General features: G+C 62.3%; 20 protein-coding genes. 4 read left to right on the plus strand and 16 right to left on the minus strand.

Annotated features, from left to right (window positions below):
- The 3 genes from J2Y48_RS25020 to J2Y48_RS25030 form a co-directional block, all read right to left on the minus strand.
- Window positions 1-143 (minus strand): hypothetical protein (locus tag J2Y48_RS25020; RefSeq protein ID WP_310424314.1); only part of this gene is annotated, 143 nt, incomplete at its 3' end.
- Between the two features lie 15 nt (window positions 144-158).
- Window positions 159-1,322: an acyl-CoA dehydrogenase family protein gene (locus tag J2Y48_RS25025; protein WP_310424268.1), complete on the minus strand. Its 1,164-nt coding sequence runs from the start codon at window positions 1,320-1,322 to the stop codon at window positions 159-161.
- On the minus strand, window positions 1,309-2,469 hold the full coding sequence (locus tag J2Y48_RS25030) for a CoA transferase (protein WP_310424271.1): 1,161 nt from the start codon (window positions 2,467-2,469) through the stop codon (window positions 1,309-1,311). The genes J2Y48_RS25025 and J2Y48_RS25030 overlap by 14 nt, the downstream gene beginning before the upstream one ends.
- A 365-nt stretch (window positions 2,470-2,834) precedes the next feature.
- Here J2Y48_RS25030 and J2Y48_RS25035 point away from each other — a divergent pair, with 365 nt between their 5' ends.
- A complete protein-coding gene (locus tag J2Y48_RS25035) occupies window positions 2,835-3,566 on the plus strand; it encodes a UTRA domain-containing protein (protein WP_310424274.1) in 732 nt (243 codons plus the stop codon).
- A 157-nt stretch (window positions 3,567-3,723) separates the two neighbouring features.
- Here the strand turns inward: J2Y48_RS25035 and J2Y48_RS25040 are convergent, their stop codons facing one another.
- The 12 genes from J2Y48_RS25040 to J2Y48_RS25095 all read right to left on the minus strand — a co-directional run bounded on the left by J2Y48_RS25040 (window position 3,724) and on the right by J2Y48_RS25095 (window position 17,370).
- Window positions 3,724-4,431: a TetR/AcrR family transcriptional regulator gene (locus tag J2Y48_RS25040; RefSeq protein WP_310424276.1), complete on the minus strand. Its 708-nt coding sequence runs from the start codon at window positions 4,429-4,431 to the stop codon at window positions 3,724-3,726.
- Between the two features lie 188 nt (window positions 4,432-4,619).
- A complete protein-coding gene (locus tag J2Y48_RS25045; protein ID WP_310424279.1) occupies window positions 4,620-6,047 on the minus strand; it encodes an amidase in 1,428 nt (475 codons plus the stop codon).
- Window positions 6,048-6,162: 115 nt separating this feature from the next.
- On the minus strand, window positions 6,163-7,197 hold the full coding sequence (locus tag J2Y48_RS25050; RefSeq protein ID WP_310424281.1) for an extracellular solute-binding protein: 1,035 nt from the start codon (window positions 7,195-7,197) through the stop codon (window positions 6,163-6,165).
- A 40-nt stretch (window positions 7,198-7,237) separates the two neighbouring features.
- Window positions 7,238-8,050 (minus strand): ABC transporter permease, encoded by an 813-nt coding sequence (locus J2Y48_RS25055; protein ID WP_310424283.1) that lies wholly within the window; start codon window positions 8,048-8,050, stop codon window positions 7,238-7,240.
- 130 nt (window positions 8,051-8,180) lie between these two features.
- Entirely contained in the window at window positions 8,181-9,101 is a 921-nt protein-coding gene (locus J2Y48_RS25060; RefSeq protein WP_310424286.1) for an ABC transporter permease, read from the minus strand.
- 3 nt (window positions 9,102-9,104) lie between these two features.
- On the minus strand, window positions 9,105-10,187 hold the full coding sequence (locus tag J2Y48_RS25065; RefSeq protein ID WP_310424289.1) for an ABC transporter ATP-binding protein: 1,083 nt from the start codon (window positions 10,185-10,187) through the stop codon (window positions 9,105-9,107).
- 643 nt (window positions 10,188-10,830) lie between these two features.
- Complete coding sequence (locus tag J2Y48_RS25070) at window positions 10,831-11,727, minus strand: PfkB family carbohydrate kinase (protein WP_310424317.1); 897 nt, start codon at window positions 11,725-11,727, stop codon at window positions 10,831-10,833.
- A complete protein-coding gene (locus tag J2Y48_RS25075) occupies window positions 11,727-12,767 on the minus strand; it encodes a sn-glycerol-3-phosphate ABC transporter ATP-binding protein UgpC (RefSeq protein WP_310424293.1) in 1,041 nt (346 codons plus the stop codon). The genes J2Y48_RS25070 and J2Y48_RS25075 overlap by 1 nt, the downstream gene beginning before the upstream one ends.
- Window positions 12,767-14,281: an argininosuccinate lyase gene (gene argH / locus J2Y48_RS25080; RefSeq protein WP_310424296.1), complete on the minus strand. Its 1,515-nt coding sequence runs from the start codon at window positions 14,279-14,281 to the stop codon at window positions 12,767-12,769. The genes J2Y48_RS25075 and argH overlap by 1 nt, the downstream gene beginning before the upstream one ends.
- A gap of 4 nt (window positions 14,282-14,285) precedes the next feature.
- Entirely contained in the window at window positions 14,286-15,140 is an 855-nt protein-coding gene (locus tag J2Y48_RS25085; RefSeq protein ID WP_310424299.1) for a carbohydrate ABC transporter permease, read from the minus strand.
- A complete protein-coding gene (locus tag J2Y48_RS25090; protein WP_310424302.1) occupies window positions 15,137-16,087 on the minus strand; it encodes a sugar ABC transporter permease in 951 nt (316 codons plus the stop codon). The genes J2Y48_RS25085 and J2Y48_RS25090 overlap by 4 nt, the downstream gene beginning before the upstream one ends.
- A gap of 29 nt (window positions 16,088-16,116) precedes the next feature.
- Complete coding sequence (locus J2Y48_RS25095; protein ID WP_310424305.1) at window positions 16,117-17,370, minus strand: extracellular solute-binding protein; 1,254 nt, start codon at window positions 17,368-17,370, stop codon at window positions 16,117-16,119.
- 268 nt (window positions 17,371-17,638) lie between these two features.
- Here J2Y48_RS25095 and J2Y48_RS25100 point away from each other — a divergent pair, with 268 nt between their 5' ends.
- From J2Y48_RS25100 to J2Y48_RS25110, 3 genes are all read left to right on the plus strand, one after another.
- Window positions 17,639-18,865, plus strand: a complete 1,227-nt coding sequence (locus tag J2Y48_RS25100; protein ID WP_310424320.1) for an ROK family protein — start codon at window positions 17,639-17,641, stop codon at window positions 18,863-18,865.
- A gap of 19 nt (window positions 18,866-18,884) precedes the next feature.
- Window positions 18,885-21,287 (plus strand): PIG-L family deacetylase, encoded by a 2,403-nt coding sequence (locus tag J2Y48_RS25105; RefSeq protein ID WP_310424308.1) that lies wholly within the window; start codon window positions 18,885-18,887, stop codon window positions 21,285-21,287.
- 77 nt (window positions 21,288-21,364) lie between these two features.
- The gene (locus J2Y48_RS25110) at window positions 21,365-22,171 is read left to right on the plus strand and encodes a DMT family transporter (protein ID WP_310424323.1); all 807 of its coding nucleotides are present in this window, start codon (window positions 21,365-21,367) and stop codon (window positions 22,169-22,171) included.
- Window positions 22,172-22,514: 343 nt separating this feature from the next.
- On the opposite strand, the gene J2Y48_RS25115 is transcribed toward J2Y48_RS25110, so the two are convergent.
- Window positions 22,515-22,712 carry a hypothetical protein gene (locus tag J2Y48_RS25115; RefSeq protein WP_310424311.1) on the minus strand — a complete coding sequence of 66 codons (198 nt, stop codon included), beginning with the start codon at window positions 22,710-22,712 and terminating at the stop codon, window positions 22,515-22,517.
- Between the last annotated feature and the right edge of the window lie 250 nt (window positions 22,713-22,962).

The following is a 22,962-nucleotide window of genomic DNA, read 5'->3' on the forward strand; positions in this document are numbered from 1 at the left end:
AGTTCGTGCGGGTTTTCCGCGACATCAGGATCGAGGTTGTTCATCAGCATGCGCAGCGGCGCTTCGGTCATCCAGCTCTTGGCGTTGAGTTCGGGCCCCTGGGGCGCGCGGACATCGCGGATGTTGTGGCGGGGATTGGTCACAGTAACACTCTCTGATCAGGCCAGCATATTGCCGGAAATGATGGTGCGTTGGATTTCACTGGACCCCTCATAGATCCGCATGATGCGCAGATCCCGATTGATCCGTTCTATGGGGAAATCACGGGTATAGCCATAGCCGCCGTGCAGTTGAAGCGCGGTATCGGCGATCCGGCCCGCGGCCTCCGACGCACCAAGCTTCGCCATGGACGAGGCAAGCGAGAAGCGTCCGCCATGGTGGTGCGCCAGTTCGCGCTGGCGCGCGGCTTCCTGCGCCAAAAACAGAGCCGAGCGGAACGAAACACCCATATCGGCGATCATCCAGCGGATGCCCTGGCGTTCGGACAGCGCCATGCCGCCAATGACGCGATCCTTGGCATAGGCAATCGCTGCATTCATCGCAGCTCCCGCAAGACCGAGGCTTTGCGCGGCAACTTCGATCCGGCCGTTGTCGAGGACCTGCATCGCGATGCGGAAGCCCTTGCCCTCTTCGCCCAGCAGCGCGCTTTCGGGCAGATGACAGTCGAGGTTCAGGGTAAAGACGTGGCCGCCCTTCAGGCCCATGGTCTTTTCCGGCGGGCCAGCGTCGAGGCCGGGCGTACCCTTTGGCAGGATAAAGGCCGAGATACCGCGATGCGCCTTCTCGGGATCGGTCACAGCGTAGACCACGATGAAGTCGGCAACGCCGCCGTTGGAGATGAAGCACTTGGTGCCCTTGAGGTGCCAGCCGCTATCGGTGCGCCGCGCCCGCGTTTTCATGTCGGCGGGATCGGAACCGGCAGTGGGCTCGGTCAGGGCGAAGGCGCCGAGCGCTTCGCCAGTCGCCGCCTTGGGCAGCCATTCCTGCTTCTGTGCCTCGGTGCCGCCGATCAGAATCGAGTCCGTCGCCAGATAATGTGCCGTCAGCGCCGAGGCGGTCGAGCCGCAGGCCCCCGCGACGATCGAAACCGCCCGCAAGAGCGCCGGGGCGGAAATGCCGCCGCCGTCATAGGCTTCCGGCAGGTTTGCACCCATCATGCCCGCCTCGCCCAAAGTGGCAAGCTGCTTGTGCACGAAGGTTGCCGTCTCGTCGGTTTCAGCCGCCAGTGGCGCGATCCGGTCCGCGCAGAGACGCTCGAGCACGTCGCAGAACATGCCCTCCTCCTCGGAAAGCATGTGCCATGGATCATCAATCTGCGTCATACGAATTCTCCAGTTCGAATTGCTTCAGCACCGCCTCGATATCGCTGCCAAGACGCGGAGCCGACGTCGGGGCCACATGTTTGACGCTGTCGAAACGGACCGGTTGGCCGACGACCGGCGCCCGGCCGAGGACGGGATGTGCAAGCTCGCTTACCAGCCCACGCGTGATGGCATGCTCGTTGTCGGCAGCCTGCGCGATATCCCAGATCGGCGCAGTCGGCAGCCCGTGCGCAGACAGGGCTGCAACGGCCTCTTCGGTCGCCAGCACGCCTGACCATTCTTCTATCAGCGCCCGTAGCGCGGGCTCGTGTTCGGTGCGGCTGCTGTCGGTCGCAAAGCGCGGATCATCGGCGATCTCCGGCTTGCCTATGAGACTTGCCAGACGCTGGAATTGCCCGCCATTCAGAACGGCGATCACCACCTGACCATCGCTGGTCCTAAAGCAACCGAAGGGCGTCGACAGAGGATGACGATTGCCGACGCGACCCGGCAGGACGCCGCTGTAGAAATGCTGGGCGTGGCTGGTTGTCAGCATGGAGAACAACGCGTCATACATGGCGATATCGAGGGCCGCCCCCTGCCCCGTCGCATTGCGCTGGACCAGCGCCGCCATGATCGACCAACTGGCAAAGAGCCCGGCAATCAGGTCGGCAATGCTCTCCCCGGTTTTCAAAGGCGCGCCGCCTTCTTCGCCAGTCGCAGCCATCAGGCCCGACATGGCCTGCACGACCAAATCATAGGCAGGCAAATCCTTAAATGGACCATCCTGCCCGAATCCTGAAATCGAGCAGTATATCAGGCGCGGATTGGCGGCGCGCATTGCCTCCGCACCGAGACCGAGACGGGCGGCGACACCGGGACGGAAATTCTCGACCAACACATCCACACGAGAGGCAAGGTCCTGCGCCAGCTTCAGATCCGCGGGCTTCTTTAGATCCAGCGCGATACTTTTCTTGCCGCGGTTATTCAGTGTGAACAACGCGCTTTCGCCGTCCTTGAACGGCCCGACATGCCGATAGTCGTCACCCGCCGGCGGCTCCAGCTTGATGATTTCCGCCCCCAGATCGGCCAGCAGCGCGGTGCAGTACGGCCCGGCAAGCACGCGCGACAGGTCCAGGACCTTGATACCCGACAGCGGTCCGCTCATGACATGCTCTCCGGCGCGAGAGCAGAAAGTCGCTCAACAAGCCCGTAGGCCACCCATCTGCCGGCCACGGCCGGGGCTCTGGCATTGCTGCGAACCTGCATCTGGCTTGTTCTCCTCGGCTAATTTCACTGAACTAAGTCTAAACATATTTCAAGGGCTATGTCTAAACTTATTATCGTGCTATGTATAAACTTATTCCGAGATAACCGGCGCGATAAGCGGAAAGCCGGGGCTCTAGGAGTGGCAATAGATTTGGGGGAACAACCCGAGCGGCGTTCTGCGATTAGTCCGCATCGGATGGCATCTGGACCAGGATCGGATCTTGTCCGATTATCTGACCGCACCACCAGATTGCAGGAGCGTATGTGACCGACAAGCAAACCGGCTCGACCTTGCCCAAGGCGCAAAACATCGCCAACGAAGTTCGACGCCGCATCGTCGAACGTGAATGGCATCAAGGCGACCGCATTCCGGATGAGGCCGATCTGGCCATCGAATTCGATGCGGCGCGCGCGACAGTCAACAAGGCGCTTCAGCTGCTGGCCGATGAAGGGCTGCTGGATCGCCGCCGCCGCGCAGGCACGCGCGTCGCGATCAATCCGGTCCGCAAGGCAACGTTCTCAATCCCCATTGTGCGCGAACAGGTCGAGCAGGCGGGCATGTCTTACAGTCATCGCGTCGTGGCGCAGCGGCCAAGTCCGATCCCGGCAGAGATCGCCGCGCGCCTCGGCCTTCCGGAAGGCGAGATCCTGATTCACATGCGGGCGGTGCATTACGGCGACGGGAATCCCTTCCAACTGGAAGACCGCTGGATTAATCCACGCGCGGCACCGGGACTGGAGCGGGTCGACTTCCGACACTTGAACGCCAATGAGTGGTTGGTGCAGAACGCACCCTATCTGCGGGCAGAGCTGACTTTCTCAGCCGAAAATGCCGACCAGCGGGATGCCAGGCTGCTGCAGACGCGACAGGGACGCGCGCTGCTGATCCTGCACCGCACGACCTGGAACGACCTCGGTCCCATCACCACCGTCAGGGTGGCTTGGCAGCCCGGTCATTTCGTTGGAACCGACAACAGCTACGACAAGGGTAACTGATCCGCCAAGGTACGCGCCTGAGCGTATTCGTTTTCCGGGGACGGGTAGGCAGCTCAAAGCAGCTATTGCGGATAGCATCGGAAATTGGCGACTGGCAGCTACCGCCTTTCGCGATCAGGTCACGAAAGCCGTCATCAGCCGCGCAATGCACATGCGGTCATTCACACGCCGCGTCGAAATGCCGGGGAAACGCCTGACGCAAAACCATGAGTATTGTTTTGCGCAGCACCTCGGGATTGCCGCCAGGCGGGTTCAGGTGGTCCCAGAACCATGCACCGTGGACCAAATAGTTAAGACCTTCGCTCAGTGTATCCGGGTCGAGCGCCCCGTACCCGCCTTCGCGCGCGATTTCGGCGATCAGATCGCGTGCTTCGGCGTTGTAGGCAAGGTCGCCGGGCAGACTGATTTCGTTGTAAAGCTGCATGCTCTTGCGGTCGCTGGAAAAGACGACAAAGACTGAAACCCATTTCGGATGCTGGAGTCCGAACCGCTGTGCACATTCGACCGCCCCGATCAGCCGCTGGACCGTCGACAAGTCGGGCGAGCGCACCATCCTCGTCCAAAGCGCCTCATACTGCTCGCTCAGATATTGCAGGACGGCCCGGAAAAGGTTTTCCTTGCTGCGAAAATGAAAAACAACCAGCGCGTTTGAAGAATCGGCATGCGCTGCGATGCGCTGCATTGTTACGCTCGCCAATCCCTCCTCGGCTATGAGATCGATAGTGGCATCGATGATCCGCTGAATGCTCGCTTCGCCACGCTCGCGCCGGCGGTCTTTGGAGGCGGGCTTGTCTGGTGAACGCTCAACCCCTGCCATTGCGACCCTGCGCTTTTCCGATGTCACGGTCGACGTGCGCCTCGCCATTTTCACCACCTTCTTCCCGGATCCGATCGGCGGAAAACTCCAGCCTGTTTCGGATCCGGGCGTTAAGTATATCAATCGCGGACTGATCACATTTGATGCGAATGATCAAGCGCTGGTCGGCCCCGTTGCGCACACGCGAACCATGGCTTCGTCGCGCCGCAAGCATGACTGCGCCCGCTGCGCTGCCGTCAGAGCGCCGGACGCGCGTCAGCGCTCCTGTACCATTGGCCTTGCGCCGTTTCATAAGCCACCGCCGCGCGGAACACATCCGCGTCACAATATGTGCGTCCGACAATCTGGATGCCCGTCGGCACGCCATTGGCGGCTTTGCCCGACGGCACTGAAAGAACCGGACAACGGCTCATCATGTTGAACGGCGTGGTCATCGCCCAGCCAAGCGACGGATTGACGAGCTTGCCGTTGATCTCGAGCGTGTCCTCGGTGTGATCGAACTCAGCCGGCACCGCGGCGATCGCGGTCGTCGGGCAGATCAGCACATCGTATTTCTCAAGCGCTGGCCCCAGCGTCTGGTACATCCGCGCCGCGACCTCTAGGGTCCCCACAAAATCGGTGGCCTTCGAGTTGCTGCCTCCCTTGGCGAACTCGCGCGCGTAGCTCGTCATGTCGTCGCCGCGCTCCTTGAGCAGGGGCGCCAAAGAGGCCCCGAACAGATGTTCCAGATAGGCCATGCCAGCCTTCAGAACCTCGTCGCTCCAGCCCAGGTCGACCTCTTCCACCGTGGCGCCCAGCGAGCGAAACACATCGCAGGCAGCCAGGGTGTTCTTGCGCACCTCGTCGTCCACTTCGAAGGAACCGAGATCCATGGAAAGCGCAATCTTCCAGCCGCTGATCGGCTTGTAGTCGAGTGGCAAGCGCAGCTTCGGGCGCAATGTGGCGATATCGAGCGGGCTTGGCCCCGACATGACATTCTGCAGCAGGATTGTGTCCTTGACGTTTCGCGCCATCGGTCCGGTATGGCAATAGAAGTCGAGATTGAAAGGCGGCTCATCGGGATTGCGGCCATAAGGCGGCTTGAAACCCACCACCCCGCAGGCCGACGCTGGAATGCGGATCGATCCGCCAATGTCCGAACCGGTCGCGATCGCCGATGTGCCGGCCGACAACGTCGCTCCCGCTCCGCCGGACGAGCCGCCAGTGGTGAAATCCGGGTTCCATGGGTTGCGGCTGACACCCCAGCGCTTGGACCAGGTGAAGCCCGCGCAGCAGAATTCGGGCGTCGCCGTGCGGGCGTGCACGATGCCGCCGGCCTTCATGATGCGCTCGTTGTTGGTCGAGGTGTGGTCGCTGATCTCGTCGTTCGTCAGCAGCGAGCCATGCGACGTCGGTTTGCCCTTGATGTAGCTCTCGTCCTTGATGCCGATCGGCAGGCCTTCGAGGGCGCCGGTTCTCGCCCCCCTCGCATACTTCGCTTCGGCCTTGCGCGCCAAATCCATGGCCTCATCGAAATAGGTGAAGGTCAGGCAGTTGATCGTCGGTTCCGTCGCTTCGGCGCGGTCAATCGTCGCCTGCATCAATTCAACAGGGGAAAGCTTTTTGGCCTTGAACAGCTGCAGCGCCTCGTGCGCCGGCATGTAACAAAGGTCGAGATCGGTCATGACAAGTCTCCTGCGGTCGCTGCGATCGCACTTGGAAGGGATGAACGGATGATGGGGCGTGGGCCACGGCGCCGCGACAACCCGGCCGAAGTTCGCCGGGTTGTCGCGGGTGACGCTATTTCTGCAGATCGGTCCAGATCTTCGTGTAGATATTGCGGACGTCTTCCGGGCATGTGGGCATCAACTCGCCCTTGTCGATCAGATCGGAGGGGACGTTGATTTCCGGAGCTGTTCTCATGTCCTCCGGCATAAAGGCTTCGGAGCCCTTGATACCGTTGGCATAGCGCGCGAAAGCCGAAATCAGGGCCGCGTTTTCGGGAGCCATGATGAAGTTCAGAAACAGCTTGGCGTTCTCGACATTCTCGGCGTCCTTGAGGATGGCGACATTGTCCATGAAGATCGGATAGCCCTCTTTCGGGTAGCCGTAGACGATCTTGTCGTTCAGCAGTCGCTGGCGGAAGGAGGCACCGTTCCAGTTCACGCCGGCCGCAACATCGCCCCGGCCGAGGCCGTCGACGGCTCCGTAATCAAGGGAGAGCCACTTCGGCTTGGCCTCCACCAGCTTGTCACGGACCTTTTTCAAAATTTCCTTGTCGCCGGTACAATATTCGCCGCCGAGATATTTGATTGTCAGGTAAAGAACGTCGCCCAGTTCAGGCACGACATTGATCTTGCCGACGAGTTCTGGCGGCGGATCCAGGAAAATCGCCGATGTGTTCGGATCGCCGCTATAAACCGACTTGTTCACCGACATGCCGGTTGAACCCCATTGCCACGGAACCGTATATTTGCGGCCCGGATCGAACTTCACATCAATCCATCTCGGATCGACATTCTCGAAGTTCTCCATTTGGTCGGGACGCGATTCAAGCAGCAGGCCTTCCTCGATCCAGATCGGCACCACGCTCGCCGACGGCACGACGATATCGAATCCGTGGCCGCTCTGGCGGACCTTGGCGAGCGCGGTGTCGTTGGAATCGAAGTCGGTGACGGTCACCTTGACCTTGTATTGCTCCTCGAATTTCTTGATGAGTTCCGGGCTGGTATAGTTGCCCCAGTTGTAAATATTGAGCTCTCCTTCGGCGAGAGCCGCGCTGGCCGTGGTGAGCATCATCAAAGTGGCAGCGGCCACCGTCGCCTTCCAGTCCATGAATGTTCTCCCGTTGTGTTGGGGCCTTCGGTCTGCGACCTCAGGCCCGTTTCCTGCCGATAAAGAAAAAGGCTGTAACGACCCCGACCGATAACAGCAGGAATACCGACGAGACCGCATTGACTTCAGGGGTAACCATGCGTCGGATCTGGCCGAGCATGTAGGTGGGCAGCGTTTCCTGGCCGCCTGACTTGACGAACTCGGTGATGACCACGTCATCGAGCGAGACGACGAAGGCGAGCATCAGCCCCGCGATCACGCCCGGCCACAGCAGTGGAAGCGTTACCCTCCTGAAGCACCGCCAAGGTGTCGCATAGAGATCCGCCGCCGCAATTTCGAGCGACAGATCCATGTTCTCCAACCGCGCCCGGATTGGCAGGTAGGCGAAGGGAATGCAAAACGCCGTGTGGGCCGCGATCAAATAGCCGAGACCGGTGTAGCCGGTCGCCAATTTGATCCGGGAGAAGAAGATGAGAAGCGCGACGGCGAGAACGATCTCCGGAACGACCAGCGGCTGGTTGATGAAGGCGTATTTGAACCGCAGGCCGCGATAGGGCTTCGTTCGGGTTGTCGCGAGCGCTGCCATCGTCGCCGCGATGGTCGCCAACACCGCGGCCACCGCCGCGATCTGGAAGGAGCGGATCGAGGCTTCGATGACCTGCTCGTTGTTCCAGGCCGCCTCGAACCAGCGCGTCGAGAAGCCTTTCCAGATAGCCGTCGAATTGTTGTCGTTGAACGCGAAGATCACCAACGTGGCGATCGGCAGATAGAGAACGAAGAAACAAAGTGTCGCCACGAAGGTAAAGCCGCTCTGCTGCCTTACATCGAAGCCGAGGGAGCGGTTTGCAGTCATGACGCGCTACTCCGCCAAAAGTTTGGAGACAAAGGGATGGGGCTTGCCGAGACGCCCGGCCACTGGCCGAGCCCGGCCAAAACATGCCCGATCTGGCACTAATGCCGATCGCCGACAGTTGAAAACGGTTTTAGCCATGGCCGGCGTCCGATCTGTCGGTGTAGCGAACGAAGATCAGCATCGCGATCATGACGATCACCATCAGGACAATCGACAGCGAAGCGCCGAGCGGCCAGTTCCTGCCCTGGCCGAACTGCAACTCGATCAGATTTCCGATCATCAGGTTTGAGCCGCCGCCCATCACGCGCGGCGTCACGTAGGCGCCAAGCGACGGAATAAACACAAGGATCGATCCGGCAACAATTCCAGGCTTCACCAGCGGGATAATCACGCGCCGCAAAACCCGAAAACGGGTGGCGTAGAGATCGTAACCCGCTTCGACCAGGCGAAAGTCGATCTTCTCCATGCTGGCGTAAAGCGGCAGCACCATCAGCGGAAGAAATACATAGATCATGCCGAGCAGCACCGCGAAATCGGTGTACATCATCGGGATCGGCTGATCGATAATCCCGGCTAACTTAAGCAGCGAATTGACCACGCCTTCATTGCGGATGACCTCCTGAATGGCGAAGGTGCGGATCAGCACGTTCGTCCAGAATGGTATCGTGATCAAAAACAGCCAGATATCCCGGGTTCTCTCGGGTCGGGTGGCAATGAAGTAGGCGGTTGGAAATCCAAAGATCAGAGCGAGGATTGTTGTCGCCATGGAGAGTTTGATCGAGCGCCAGAAGATCGTCAGATGCGCGTCCGCGAAGGACAAAGTATCATCGAAGATATCGCGCTCGAAAAACACGCCGACCCAAGCGTCGGTCGAAAACTCCCACTTCACATCGCCATACGATCCCGGAACGAGAAACGAATAGACCAGCACGACCAGCAAGGGGCCGGCAGCGGCGAACAGGATGATGATGAGAGCCGGCGCGGATAACAGCCAGCGCGAGCGGACATCCGCGCGTTCGAATCTGTTGATAGTCTCCTTGGCGGTTCCCATCATTCAATCCTTGAGCACTTGCGCGGCATCCTCGCCGATCTGGATGCCGACATGATCGCCCTTTGCGAAACCGCAGCCGCCGTTTCGCGTGTTTTGTTGACGGACGGTGAACGGGCCGCCTTCACTCAAACGGACCTGGATATGCGTGTCCGTACCGAAATAGACGATGTTCTCGACGACGCCCGCGATGTCGCCGGCACCTTTGAGAAGTTTGGCGTGTTCCGGGCGGACCACCAAAGTGGCCTTACCGTTCGGCTGATAGCCGTCCGCGATGGTGGCGGAGATGTTCGCGCCGGAGCTCAGCGTTACATTCGCTTTGCCACTGGTGACGCCATTGACCCTGGCGATGAGGAAATTCGTCTCGCCGATAAAATCGGCAACGAAACGGTCAGTCGGACGGTCGTAGATCTCCCAGGGCGATCCAACCTGAAGGATCTTGCCCGCCGACATGACCGCGATGCGGTCCGACATCGTCAGCGCTTCTTCCTGGTCATGGGTGACGAAGATGAAGGTAATGCCGGTTTCGGCCTGCAGCCGCTTCAGTTCGACCTGCATTTCCTTGCGCAGCTTGTAGTCGAGCGCCGAAAGCGGCTCGTCCAGCAGCAACACTTTCGGCTGCGGGGCGAGCGCGCGAGCAAGCGCCACGCGCTGCTGCTGGCCGCCGGAAATCTGGCTTGTGCGCCTGTTCTTCAGGTCCTGCATGTGGACGAGCTTCAGCATTGCATCGACGCGCGCCTCGATCTCGACCCTCGGCCTGTCGAGCATCTCGAGACCGAAGCCGACATTCTGGGCCACCGTCATATGCGGAAACAGGGCGTAGCTCTGGAACACCGTATTAACGGGCCGTCTGAAAGGTGGAAGCGGAGCGATATCTTCGCCGTAGAGGAAGATTCCGCCATCGGTCGGGAAGTCGAAGCCGGCGATTAGCCGCAGCAGCGTTGTCTTTCCGCAACCCGATGGGCCGAGCAGCGTGAAAAACTCGTTTTCACGGATCGTAACGGAAACATTGTCGAGCGCCTTGACCGCGTCGCTCCCGGTTGACTGAAAAATTCGTGTGACGCCCTTCGCCTCAATGGCGGACCGCATGGCTGCCAATGCACTTCCCCCTGTCGCGCGCCTTCGCCGCCATGCACTGGCGAGAAGCCACCTCCTACCCTCAGCGCTTGACGCTAATAGTACATAACTAACTAGTCAATAAAATACATCTGGACATTGAAGTAGGCAAAGGCAGTTCGAATTGGATGTAGCCGAGTGTATGGTGGCTAGCCGCGACGATCACCGCCGGGGGCCGATCGGTGTTGCCACATAGGCCTGGTGTCAGTGGGTTTGGCGTAGAGTCGGTGGGACGAAGAACTCAGCCATCAGCTACAAACGTCACCGTTTCCCGAGAGAGTTTATCTCCCATGCGGTCTGGCTGTATTGCCGGTTCCCTGGTCGAGGAAATGCTGTGGGAGCGGACGCCGACTGGCAATGGTTCAAGACCATTGCCGACCGGTTTCGCCACCACCTCGAACACTTCCAATTGAAGCCGCGGCCAACAGTCAGGCGATGTCTATGCCCGGCCGCACCGAAGTCCACTCGGCGACCAACTGCCGGTGTTCGCCCGGCGCGAGAAGCTGCATTTCTTCGGCCGTGACGGCAAACGGGTCTAGGCGTGTCGGCTCAATCTTGATTCATCGCCCGATCGTTGCGATCTGAACGAAGCCGAGGAAGAACTTCTGCTCACCACCTAGTCGTTCGTGGTCAGAAGCTTGGCGCCCCCGGCCGCCTGCACGGCCAGGCTACCGAACCGGATGCCGGCCTGGAGGCAGGCTTCTTCCGCCGCACCATCCAGCCAGGCATCGATGAAGCCGGCATTGAAGGCGTCACCGGCGCCGGTCGTGTCGATGACGGGCACGGTTTCGGCAGGCGCATGCAGCAGCCTGCCCTCCGATACGAGCCACGCGCCCTCGGCCCCGCCCTTCAGCGCCACGGCCGGGAACGCGAGCGACAGTTTTTGGATCGCCACCTGCGGGTCGGATGAGCCGGTGATCGCTTCCGCCTCTTCGAGATTGGGCAGGAACAGATCGATACCCGCGCAGGCTCGCAGCAGGCCGGGGTCGTAGATCAGCGTCGCATCCCAGCTCGGGTCGAGCGAAACGGTCAGGCCCTTCTCCTTGGCGCGGGAAACGAGGTCGGGGATTTCGTGCAGCGTCGCATACTCGGCGATGTGCAGATGCCGTGCCTCGTCCCAGTCGAGCGCCCCCTCCAGCGTCGCCGGCAAGGCAGGGCCGGCGCGGCGCGTGAGAAACGCGCGATCCTGGCCGACGATCGCGGCGACCGTCACCTGCGGCCCGGCATCCTCGGCGTGTTCCACGAATCGACGATCGACGCCGCTCTCACGCACCTGTTCCTCGACGCATACTGAAAGCGCATCCTTGCCGAGCCGGGTGACGAGGGCGACCTTCCGCCTGGCATGCGCCAGATGCGCCGCAGCGATAAACGCGCCGCCGCCGGCCGCGATCGCCATGCCCTCGGCAAAGGTTTCTCGGCCAAGCACCGGCAGATGGCCAAGGCCCGTGAAAATCAGGTCGCAATAGACCCGCCCGATGCTGAGCACCGCGGATCTTGTCTCGGCATGCATCATCATGAACGGCCCAAAAGCTTCTCTGTGCTGGCTTCGAAGAGATAGAGATTGCCGGGCGCCGCTTCGCAGGTCAGCCGGCTTCCGACTGCCGGCACGAACTTCTCCCGCACCGTCGCGATCACCGAGGTGTCGCCGATGTCGAGATGCACCAGTGTTTCCGGCCCCAGCGGCTCGACCGCGGTGACCGTTCCGGTGACGACAAATCCGTTGCCACTCGCCGTCTCCCTGTGCGCGACCAGGTCGTGCGGCCGGACACCGATCAGCAGGTCGCCAGCGGTGGCGGTCTCGACGCCCGAACCGTTCCGCTTGCCGCGCATTAGGTTCATCGAAGGACTGCCGATGAAGCGCGCGGTGAACACATCCACCGGGCTTTCGTAGAGCTCGGAAGGCGTGCCGACCTGCAGGATATGGCCGTCTCTCATCACAACGATCCGGTCAGCCATTGTCATGGCCTCGATCTGGTCGTGGGTGACGTAGACGGTCGTGGTCTTCAGCCGCTGGTGCAGGCGCTTGATCTCGATGCGCATCTGCGAGCGCAGCTGGGCATCGAGGTTGGACAGCGGTTCGTCGAACAGGAAGGCGGAGGGATCGCGCACCATGGCGCGGCCAATCGCGACGCGCTGGCGCTGGCCGCCGGAAAGGGCGGCCGGCCGGCGATCGAGCAGGGCTCCGAGGCCGAGTATCTTGCCAGCCTCCTCGATCCGCTTGTCCTTCTCCGCCTTGCTGAGCTTCGACGTGTACAGGCCAAAACCGATATTCTGGCGCACCGTCATGTGCGGATAGATCGCGTAGTTCTGGAAGACCATCGCGATGTTGCGCTGTTTCGGATCCCGTTCGTTGACCACATCGGAGCCGATCTTCAGCGTGCCGCCAGAGATTTCCTCAAGGCCCGCGATCATCCTGAGCGTCGTCGACTTGCCGCAGCCTGACGGGCCGACGAAGACGACGAATTCGCCATCGGCGATCGACAGGTCGATCCCCTTGACGGCTTCGACCTTGCCGTAGCGCTTTACGATTTTTTCCAGCTCGATCGTCGCCATCAGCGGGCTCCCGTAAGCGCGGTGAATTTTTCCTCAAGTTCGGCGGCAGCCGCCGCCTCGTGTTCGGCAGCCCTTTTGGCGTCGGCCTCGAATGCGGCGAGCTTGTCGCGGTAGCTCGCAAGCGCTGCCTGCATCGGCTCCGGCGCGGGACCGCCGAAGCGGCCGCGCACGGCAACGAAATGCTCGGGCGAGACGATCTCCTTGAATTTTTCGAGATCGATCGAAGGCTTGCGGCCGGTGAGATGTTCGAAGGCCTTCAGGAACGGTTCGTAACCGTCATCCGTCAGGCTGCCCTTGGCGGCGACCACGCTCTTTGCCGTCGCGGCGGCGATCTCATGCGCCTCGCGGAAGGACAGGCCTTCGAGCCGCACCAGCGAGTCGGCAAGCTCGGTGATGGTGATGCAGGAGCGGCGGATGTTCTGGTCCACCCGCTCCGGATCGATGCTGATCTGGCCGACGAGCGCGGCCAGCAGGTCGAGCACCCGCGAAGCCGAGGCAAACGCCTCGTATCCCATGCCCTGCGTCTCGCCCTCGCTGTCGTTCATGTCGGTGAACGGGGTGTTGTGCATCACGTCGAGCATGGTGCGCGCCCGGCCGAAGGTCTGGCTGGCGAGATGGCGCAGATGCTCGATCGGCACCGGATTGCGCTTCTGCGGCATGATCGAGGATATCTGCACCAGGGCGTTCGGCACGTAGATCTGGCCGACTTCGAAGCTCGTCCAGAACTGGAAGTCCTGGATGAGACGGCCAAGATGCAGGAACATCAGCTCGATCGCCGAATAGGTGGAGGTCGTGTAGTCGACCGAGGCGATGCAACTATAGGAATTCCTGAGCGGCGCAGAGAAACCGAGGAGATGCGCGACGCGGGCCCGGTCGATCGGGAAGCCGGAGGTGGTGATCGCGGCCGCGCCCATGGGCGACAGATCGACGATCTTGCGGGCTTCCGCGAAGCGCTCCATGTCACGGATCAGGATTTCGATAGCCGCCGAAAGATAGTGGCCGAAGGTGGTCGGCTGGGCCGGCTGGCCGTGCGTATAGGCGACGATCAGCGTGGCCTTGTGGCGGTCGGCGGCATCGATCATGGCGGCGAGCAGCGTCCGCGCCTTTTCCATCAACGCATCGATCCTGTCCTTCAGGCCGAGCTTGAACAGCGTGTGGTCGATGTCGTTGCGGGAGCGGGCCGTATGCAGGCGGCCGGCGATATCGACGCCGATGCGCGCCTTCAGCTCCTTCTCGATCAGGAAGAAGAAGTCCTCCACTTCGCCGGTATAGACGAGCGTCGAGGGATCGATTTCCCGGTCGATAGCCTCCAAAGCACCGGCGATCTTGCCCGCCAGTTCGAGGTCGAGGATGCCCGTTTCGACCAGCATCACCAGATGGGCGCGGTCGATCCGGCGAAAGCCATCCACATGATGGTTCTTGGCGCCGTCGAAGAGCGGACGCAGGACCGTATCCTTGTAGACCGGATCGGGGAACGTGCTGGTGTCGGAAAGGCGCGGGTTCCTGTCGGTCATGGCATTACCCTTTCAGGCCTGCCAGCATCACACCGCGGACGATGTAGCGCTGCAGGACGATGAAGACGATGAGCGTGGGAATGGTGGCGATCGCCGCCCCAGTCATGATCATTTCCCACTGGATCTGCTGCTCCACGGCGAAGCTCGAAAGCCCGACGGGCAGCGTGTAGAGTTCCTTGCTGGTTGTGACGATCAGCGGCCAGAAGAACGCCGTCCAGTTGCCGAGGAAGGTGAAGATCGCGAGCGCCGAGAGCGCCGGCGTCACCAGCGGCAAGGCCACCTTCCACCAGATCTGGAATTCGTTGAGGCCATCGACGCGTGCCGCCTCGATGAAGTCGTTCGGCACGGTCTCGAAGAACTGCTTCATCAGGAAGGTGCCGAAGGCGGTCATCATGCCGGGGAACATGATGCCCCAGTAGCTATCCAGCCAGCCGAGCTGGCTCGACATCAGGTACCAGGGGATGACCAGCATTTCGGTCGGGATCATCAGCGTCGAGAGGATCGCCAGGAAGATGAAATAGCGGCCGCGGAACTCGAACTTGGCGAGCGTATAGCCGACAAGGCTGTCGAAGAAGCAGTTCGACAGCGTAACGGTCGTCGCGACCAGCATCGAGTTGAAGAACCAGCGCATGAAGCGCCCGTCCGCCAGCACGGTCATGTAATTGGAAATCGTCGGCGCCGCCGGAATGAGGCGCAGGTCATAGACCTGATCGGCCGTCTTTAGCGAGGTCGAGAACATGAAGAGCAGCGGCGAGATCATCATCAGGCCGCCGATGAAGAGCAGCGTCCAGACAATGATCCGGCCGGGGCGGATATTCGCCTTGTAGAGCGGAGGGGAAAGCGTTGCGGCGTCGCTCATTTCTTTTCCCTCAGGATCCACAGCTGCAGCAGCGACACGATCAGCAGGATGGTGAAGAGCACCACGGTCTGCGCCGCGGCATATCCCATGGCATAGGAGTTGAAGGCGGTCTGGTAGATCATCAGCACCAGCGGCTTGGTCGAGCCGAGCGGCCCGCCCGGATCGTTGGTGGTCATGTTGTAGACCTGGTCGAAGATGCGCAGGAACCCGATCGACGAGAAGACCACGAGGAAGACGGTCGTGGGCTTGAGCAGCGGCAGGGTGATCTTGCGCAGGATCGCCCATTCACCCAGCCCGTCGATGCGGGCCGCCTCGTAGAACGTGTTCGGGATGGCGCGGAGACCGGCCATGAAGATGATGATCTGGAAGCCGAGGCCGGCCCAGATGGCGGTGACCATGATCGCATAGAGCGCCTGATCGGTGGAGCCGATGAACGGCTGCTGCGGAATGCCGAGCATGCCAAGGACGCTGTTGATGATGCCGATCGGCGGCGGCTGATAGAACCAGCGCCAGACCCAGGCCATCGCTGCGGCGGTCGTCAGGAACGGCAGGAAGTACAGCGCGCGGATGAAATTGTGCATGAAGCGCACGCGATCGAGGAAATAGGCGATCACGAAGGCGAGCAGGAGGCTGATCGGCGTGCCGATGATCAGGTAGGTGAAGGTGTTCCTGAACACCTTCCAGAACTGCGGGTCCTTGAAAAGCTTGATGTAGTTCGCGAACCAGACGAGCTTAGGCGGGCGCACCAGATCCCAGTTGGTCAGCGACAGGTAGAACGCCTGAAAGGTCGGGTAGAAGCGGATGATCGCGTAAAACAGGATCGGCACCGCCAGGAATCCCCAGACCCAGAGAAGCCGTTTCGTCCGCATGGACAGGCCACCCGAGATTCCGGCCGGGGAGCCGGTGGGGCGGCTTGGTGCCGCCCCCTTTTGTTCAATCGCTGCCATGGGCAGATCCACTCTGCTGGATGAGGTGATTACTGCTGGGCCGCGTCGATCATTTCCTGCTCGGCCTCGGCGGCCTGGGCGAGCGAATCCTTGGTCGACTGGCCTTCCAGCAGCACGCGGTTGACCATGTCCATCGCGTTCTGGCGCTGACCCTGCTCATCCTTGAAGAGCGTCGTGTGCGAATATTCGAGGCCCTTCAGGAACGGCGCGTAGATCGGATCCTTCAGGTTGGCGTCGGTCAGGGCCGCGGAGCGCAGCGCCGGCAGTTCGCCGACCGTCTTCAGCCAGATGTCCATGGCGGCCGGAGAGGTGATGTAGGCCAGGAATTTCTTGGACGCTTCCAATTCCTCTCCCGTGGTCTTGGCGCTGATGCCGTTGGCGAAGTAGCTCGCATAGTTGGAGCGCACGCCCTCCGCATTGGCCGGCAGTTCGGTCACGCCCCATTCGAAGTCCTTGATGCCCTTGAAGGAGCCAAGGCGGAAGGTGCCGTCGATCGTCATCCCGGCCATGCCGGCGCGGAAGGCCGCCTGGCCCTCGTCCATGAAACCGACCTTGCCGATCTTCTTCTCGAGCTGCAGGCTGGTGTAGAAATCGAGTGCCTTCAGGCCCGCATCGCTGTTGTAGGTGACCTTGGTGTCTCCGTCGGCATAAGGCTCGCCGCCGAACTGGCGGATCAGCACTTCGCGCCACCACTGGTGGTCCTGGCCACCCATGTCCATGGTCGAGCCGGCGACGGTGACATTGCCGGCGTCGTCGAGCTTGGCGATCTTCTGGCCGGCGGCGACGAACTCATCGAGCGTCTGCGGCGGGTTGTTCGGGTCGAGCCCGGCCTCGGTGAAGAGCTTCTTGTTGTAGAACAGGGCGAGCGAGCGCACGGCGGTGGGCAGGCCGTAATAGTCATCGCCGCGCTTCATGGCCGTTACGATCGGGAAGAAGTCATTTTCGATCTTGTCATGCGGGAAGGCGTCGGTCGGCAGCGGCTGCAGGATGCCGCCGGCGACGAACTTGTCGAGCCAGCCATAGAAGAGCTGCATGACATCGGGCGCGTTGCCGGCCAGATTGGCAGCGATCACGCGGGTCTGGTAGTCGGCGTAGGGAAAGGTCACCTGCTTGACGGTGATGTCCGGATTGGCCTTCTGGAACTCGGCGATCAGCTGGTCCATCGCCTGCACGCGCGTGTCGTAGACATACTGCCAGTATTCGATTTCGACCGCCTGCGCGGCGTTGAACGCGAACGTGCTGAAACCGGCGAGAAGACCGGCGAACAAAGTTGCCTTGCGCATTTGACCCTCCACTTGCCCCACCGGGTCTCCCGGTCTCGGGGATCTGATTGTTCCCTGCATCCGCCCGCGGTGCTCGACGGTCCGGTGCGTTCATCGTTTGCGGAAGAGGGAGTTCCCCCGGCCCCTCCCGTCCGAAGCGCTGTCGCAGCGCCGTCTTTACGGTTTCCCGTAGCGGCCGGTTTGTCAATAAGATAATTTACTTGAATTATTCTATTGCGGGGAGCCGATTTCCGGCGCTATGAATTTCGAGGCAACGGAACTCACCGAGATGACGGTAAACACGATCGGCACGCACCCGGTGGCAATCGGGAACAATCCCGAACGAAGTCGTGATCACAACCGGCGCGTCGTGCTGGATGTGGTGCGCAGACAGGGTTCGCTGGGCCGCGCCCACATTGCCAAACTCACCCGTCTCACGCCCCAGGCCGTCGCCAACATCGTCGACGAGCTGGTCGGCGAAGGGCTTTTGAGGGAGATGGGCCGGATGCGCTCCGGCCGCGGCCAGCCGCCGATCCAGTTCGCGGTCAATCCGGAAGGCGGCGCGACCATCGGCGTGGAAATCGCCGCCGACCATATGGTCACGGTGGCGCTCGATCTGGCCGGCCGCTTGCGTGCGAAAAGGATCACGTCTCTTAGCAGCACGACGCCCGATTACGTTCTCTCAGCATTCTCCTCGGAGCATTCTGCCGTCGAGAAGTCCGTCGGTGCCCGGCTGCTCGGCACGGGTGTCGTGATGCCGGGGCCGTTCGAGATCGATGGCATGACCTCGGTCGGTCCGACGACCCTGCCCGGATGGGCGGGCATCGACGCGGCTCAGGCGCTGGGCCAGGCCTGCGGTCACACGGCGCTTGTGGAAAACGATGCGACGGCGGCGGCCGTCGGCGAGCGCCTGTTCGGCGCCGGCCTGGCCATCTCGAATTTCTGCATGATCTATTTCGGCGTCGGTGTCGGTCTCGGCATCATCCAGGATGGCGCGCCCTACCGCGGCGCCTTCGGCAATGCCGGCGAAATCGGCCACGTCACCGTCGTGCCGAAAGGCCGTGCCTGCCCGTCCTGCGGCCAGCTCGGCTGCCTGGAAGGCTATGCCTCCGTCTATGTGCTCAAGGAAAAGCTCCGTTGCGCCGGCATTGCCGACAGCGAGTTCGGCGATCTCGAACGGCTCCACACGGCCGGACATCCGCTCGTCGAGGAATGGATCGACGATGCGGCGACCTATCTCGGGCCAATGGTCGCGATGCTGGAAAACATTCTCGACCCGGAGACGGTCATCCTCGGCGGCGCGCTGCCGGATGCGATCATCGACGACATCATCACCCGGATGGGCAATTTGCCGACCTCGGTCGCAAGCCGCAGGCAGCGCGACCTGCCCCGCGTCCTCCGCGGCAAGACCGGCCAGCTGACGGCAGCGCTCGGCGCCGCGTCCCTGCCGCTTTTCGACATGGTAACGCCCAAGCTCGAAACCTCGGTTGCGGCCGCTGCCGGTGTATCTGCATGACGTATGGGGAGAGAATTTCATGCTGACAGCCCGCGAACGCATCGAACGGCAGATGGTGGAACCCTCGCTCATCCGCCTGCACCGCAAGCTTTCGCAGCTGAAATCGACCGTCACCATGATGAATACCGGTGCGCATCCGGACGACGAGCGCAACGAAATGCTCGCCTGGTTCCGCCTCGGACTCGGCATGCGCGTCATCATCGCCTGCTCGACGCGCGGCGAAGGTGGCCAGAATGCGCTCGGTCCGGAACGTCTCGGCTCGCTCGGCGTCCTGCGCTCCCGCGAGTTGGAGGCGGCGGCCCGCACGATTGATGCGGACGTTTCCTGGCTCGGCCATGGCCCCGCCGATCCGGTGCACGACTTCGGCTTTTCCAAGGATGGCGATGCGACCTTCACCCGCTGGGGTGAGGCCCGTGTCGTGGAGCGCTTGGTGCGCGCCTATCGCATGGAGCGGCCGGACATCGTCATTCCGACCTTCCTCGACGTACCTGGCCAGCACGGCCATCACCGCGCCATGACCCGCGCCGCCGAGACGGCGATCGGCCTCGCTGCTGATCCCGAGGCCTACCCCGAGCATTTCGCCGAAGGCCTGAAGCCCTGGAGGGTCGCCAAGTACTACCTGCCGGCCTGGTCTGGCGGCGGCGACACCTATGACGACGAGGTCCCACCCCCGGATGCGACCATCACGGTTCTCGCCGTAGGCCGCGAGCCGGCGACCGGGGCCGAATACGGCCGCATCGGCGAATGGTCGCGCTACTACCATGCCTCGCAGGGCATGGGGCACTGGCCGAAGCAGGCGCAGAAGGCCTGGCCGCTGCACCTGAAGCTATGCTCCGCCGGCTCCAGGATGGAGCAATCGGTCCTCGATGACTTGCCCGCTTCATTGACCGTGCTCGCCGATTTTTCGAGCCTTCCGGCCAATGTCGCCGCAGCTCTGCGTTCCGCAGACAGCGCGATCGCCGCGGCGATCTCGGCCTTCCCGGATCGCGATGCGATCGTCGAGGCACTGACCGAAGCGGCAGGCTGGCTCGACATCGTGGGCTCCTCCGCGCCGGGCGCGTTCATGGCCCTGCACAGCCACCGGCTCGCCCGGAAGCAGGCGCAGGTCGATGCGGCGATCCTCGATGCGGCGGCAATCTTCGAAAGCGCCCATGCCGATCCTTCCGTCATCTCACCGGGTGGCGCTGCAACGCTCACCGTCGAACTCGGAGAGGGTGCTTCCGCCCGAAAGGTGGAGGTTCTCCCGGTTCTGCCGGAAGGCGTCTCCTCCTCCATCCAGTCACTTGCCCATGAACGCATCTTCGCGCTGACCGCCGCCTCCGACGCGCCGCTGACGGGCCTCTATCTGCCCGCCTGGTCGGCACTTGGCGGCAATGGCCACGCGCATGTGAAGGTTTCTGCGGAGATCGGCGGCCGCACTGTCTCCGGCAACTATGATCTCGCCGAGCCCTTCGCCGTCGCGCCGGCCCATTCGCTGACCCTGCTGCCCGATGCCCTGCTGGTTCCGCTCGCCTCCCCGCAGACCGAATGGGCCATCAAGGCCGATATCGCCGGCCCGAGCGCACCGGTCTCCTTCAAGACGCCCGCCGGCTGGACAATGAATAAGACCGACGGCGGCTGGATCGCATCCGCAACCGGCGGAGCCAAAACGGGGCTGATCGAAATCGAGCCGCAGATCGACGGCCGTCCGGCCTTCCAGATCACGCCGATCGCCTACCGCCATGTCGGCCGCGCCAGCTTCCGCTCTCCGGCGGCGCTGAAAATCCTGTCGCTCGACCTGAAACTGCCGGAAGGCGCACGCGTTGGTTATGTCGGCGGCGGCGCCGACCGTGTCGGCCTGTGGCTCACCCGCTTGGGCCTCGACGTCACCGAACTCGATGCGGCCGCGCTCTCCGGCGATCTGTCGCGCTTCACCACCATCGTCGTCGGCATCTTCGCCTTCGGCACCCGCAGGGATCTCGCTGCCGCGACCGAGCGCCTGCACCGCTTCGTGGAGAACGGCGGCCATCTCGTAACCCTCTACCACCGCCCGAGCGACGGCTGGGATCCGATGCAAACGCCAGTACGCCGCATCGAGATCGGTTCGCCGTCGCTGCGCTGGCGCGTCACCGATCCGCGCTCGGAAGTCACCGTGCTCACACCGGATCATATCCTTCTCAAGGGTCCGAACGTCATTGACCCGGAAGACTGGCAGGGATGGGACAAGGAACGCGGCCTCTATTTCGCTTCGCGCTGGGATGACGTTTACGAGCCGCTGCTGGCCATGCACGACCCGGACGAGCAGCCCCTCAAGGGTGCTTTGATTTCCGCCGCAATCGGCAAGGGGCGGCATACCCATACCAGCCTCGTGCTGCATCACCAGATGGACAGGCTGGTGCCCGGCGCCTTCCGGCTGATGGCGAACCTCGTGCGGCCGGCGTGAGCGCCGAAGCCGCGCCAGCGGCGGCAGCCACGCGGGCGGCAAACGCCCGCATCGCGATCGGCTGGCTGCTTCTCGACATGGTGCTGGTTTCCGGCGGCATGACGGCGCTGGTGAAGGCGCAAGGCGCGAGCTATCCGGCCTTCCAGCTCGTGTTCATCCGGGCGATGATCGGGCTTCTCTTCATCCTGCCGCTGATCTGGCATCACCGCGCGGAGATGGCGCGGATCAAGCATCCGTGGCGCAATATCTTCCGCATTTCCTGCAATGCGGTGGCTCTGACCAGCAATTTCCTCGCCATCACCATGCTGCCGCTGGCCACGGTAAATGCCGTGGGCTTTTCCCGGCCGCTCGTCACCATGGCAATGGCGGTCATCATGCTCGGCGAGACGGTCAGCCGCGTCCGCTGGGCCGGCGCGGCCCTTGCCTTCGCCGGCGTGCTGATCGTGATGGCGCCGGGCACGGCGAGCTTCGATGCCGGGGTGCTGGTCGTGCTCGTATCCGTCATCTTCGGCTCGCTTGCGATCATTCAGACCCGCGCGCTGAAGGACGAGAACACCACCGTGATGATGGTCTTCTATACCGTCGGACTTGCCGTGATCACCGCCGTCCCCGCCGTCTTCACCTGGCAACCGGTCGCAACCTTCGACTGGCTGCCACTGCTCGGCATCGGTTTCCTGGCGCAGATCGGGCAATATTGCTTCCTGCGGGCCTATCGTATCGCCGATGCGAGCGTGCTGGCACCGGTCGGCTATCTGTCGATCGTCTGCGTGACCATCACCGGCTACATCTTCTTCGACGAGATACCGGAAGTCCGCGTCGTCATCGGAGTCATCATCATCCTCATGGCGCTGCAAGGGGCCGCCTGGCTCGACCGCCGGCGGTGAAACAACCTTCGACGCGGCCGTGATCCTGTAGCCGCCGTGAGTTGACCGCCGCCAGTTCCAAAAATCTCCGGCACGCGCAAATCATGGTTCAGGTCTGGTAACCGAAAATCACATGACTGGGCAAATGACGTCGTTTCCGGTGCGCCGCAGCAGCTTCTGGCCGTCGTTGAGGCGGACCTTGCTCTCTTCGACTCTGGGTGACATTGAGCTTGGTAGCGGGGCCGCACGCTTTGCCGCCCGGCAAGCGCGATTCCAGTCGCGGTGATCGGAATAACCGTAAACCCCGAGAATTGCCGCAGGCACCGCGAGGCGAGCACCGCGGTCGCTACGGCGAACCACATTGTCAATCGCCGAGCGGGGCCATCTGTTGATCCGGGGCCAGATCATTCTCAGGGGGCCCAGTGCCGACATTCTGACGGACGACACGATCCGCCAGCGGCATATCGCTCGCCTTTCCGGGGGCGAGGTCGCCCAGCCTGACATTGGCACGGGCCGCCGCCATCTTGACGTAGGCCAGAGACTTGATGAGGAGAGGGCTCAAGGCCAACCTATCCGATGTCATCGTGCCTACCGGAGACGGCAAGTCGGGTCGACCTGACGGTTCACGGCCACCTCGGAGCAATCATCGCCACTCAGGAAGCCTGGCGCGAAATGGCCAGAGAGCTACGGGAGCAGCAGTCCGACGAGTGTGCCACGAGTGGAAACGGTCTTTAAAACGCAAAAAGCGCCTCGCCGCTGGTGCGGAGGCGCTTTTGCTCGAATGTCCCGAGTGGGCGGTTTGCCGATGTGGT

It is taken from the genome of Mycoplana sp. BE70 (assembly GCF_031455855.1).
Lineage (GTDB): Bacteria > Pseudomonadota > Alphaproteobacteria > Rhizobiales > Rhizobiaceae > Mycoplana.

What these genes read in the sequence shown, in the direction of transcription:
- J2Y48_RS25065 (WP_310424289.1), bottom strand. Translation starts at nt 10,187, where the DNA reads ATGCGGTCCGCCATTGAGGCGAAGGGCGTCACACGAATTTTTCAGTCA.
- J2Y48_RS25025 (WP_310424268.1), bottom strand. Translation starts at nt 1,322, where the DNA reads ATGACGCAGATTGATGATCCATGGCACATGCTTTCCGAGGAGGAGGGC.
- J2Y48_RS25030 (WP_310424271.1), bottom strand. Translation starts at nt 2,469, where the DNA reads ATGAGCGGACCGCTGTCGGGTATCAAGGTCCTGGACCTGTCGCGCGTG.
- J2Y48_RS25110 (WP_310424323.1), top strand. Translation starts at nt 21,365, where the DNA reads ATGGTGCTGGTTTCCGGCGGCATGACGGCGCTGGTGAAGGCGCAAGGC.
- J2Y48_RS25060 (WP_310424286.1), bottom strand. Translation starts at nt 9,101, where the DNA reads ATGGGAACCGCCAAGGAGACTATCAACAGATTCGAACGCGCGGATGTC.
- J2Y48_RS25045 (WP_310424279.1), bottom strand. Translation starts at nt 6,047, where the DNA reads ATGACCGATCTCGACCTTTGTTACATGCCGGCGCACGAGGCGCTGCAG.
- J2Y48_RS25040 (WP_310424276.1), bottom strand. Translation starts at nt 4,431, where the DNA reads ATGGCGAGGCGCACGTCGACCGTGACATCGGAAAAGCGCAGGGTCGCA.
- J2Y48_RS25100 (WP_310424320.1), top strand. Translation starts at nt 17,639, where the DNA reads ATGACGGTAAACACGATCGGCACGCACCCGGTGGCAATCGGGAACAAT.
- J2Y48_RS25070 (WP_310424317.1), bottom strand. Translation starts at nt 11,727, where the DNA reads ATGATGCATGCCGAGACAAGATCCGCGGTGCTCAGCATCGGGCGGGTC.
- J2Y48_RS25085 (WP_310424299.1), bottom strand. Translation starts at nt 15,140, where the DNA reads ATGAGCGACGCCGCAACGCTTTCCCCTCCGCTCTACAAGGCGAATATC.
- J2Y48_RS25095 (WP_310424305.1), bottom strand. Translation starts at nt 17,370, where the DNA reads ATGCGCAAGGCAACTTTGTTCGCCGGTCTTCTCGCCGGTTTCAGCACG.
- J2Y48_RS25090 (WP_310424302.1), bottom strand. Translation starts at nt 16,087, where the DNA reads ATGGCAGCGATTGAACAAAAGGGGGCGGCACCAAGCCGCCCCACCGGC.
- J2Y48_RS25055 (WP_310424283.1), bottom strand. Translation starts at nt 8,050, where the DNA reads ATGACTGCAAACCGCTCCCTCGGCTTCGATGTAAGGCAGCAGAGCGGC.
- J2Y48_RS25105 (WP_310424308.1), top strand. Translation starts at nt 18,885, where the DNA reads ATGCTGACAGCCCGCGAACGCATCGAACGGCAGATGGTGGAACCCTCG.
- J2Y48_RS25075 (WP_310424293.1), bottom strand. Translation starts at nt 12,767, where the DNA reads ATGGCGACGATCGAGCTGGAAAAAATCGTAAAGCGCTACGGCAAGGTC.
- J2Y48_RS25050 (WP_310424281.1), bottom strand. Translation starts at nt 7,197, where the DNA reads ATGGACTGGAAGGCGACGGTGGCCGCTGCCACTTTGATGATGCTCACC.
- argH (WP_310424296.1), bottom strand. Translation starts at nt 14,281, where the DNA reads ATGACCGACAGGAACCCGCGCCTTTCCGACACCAGCACGTTCCCCGAT.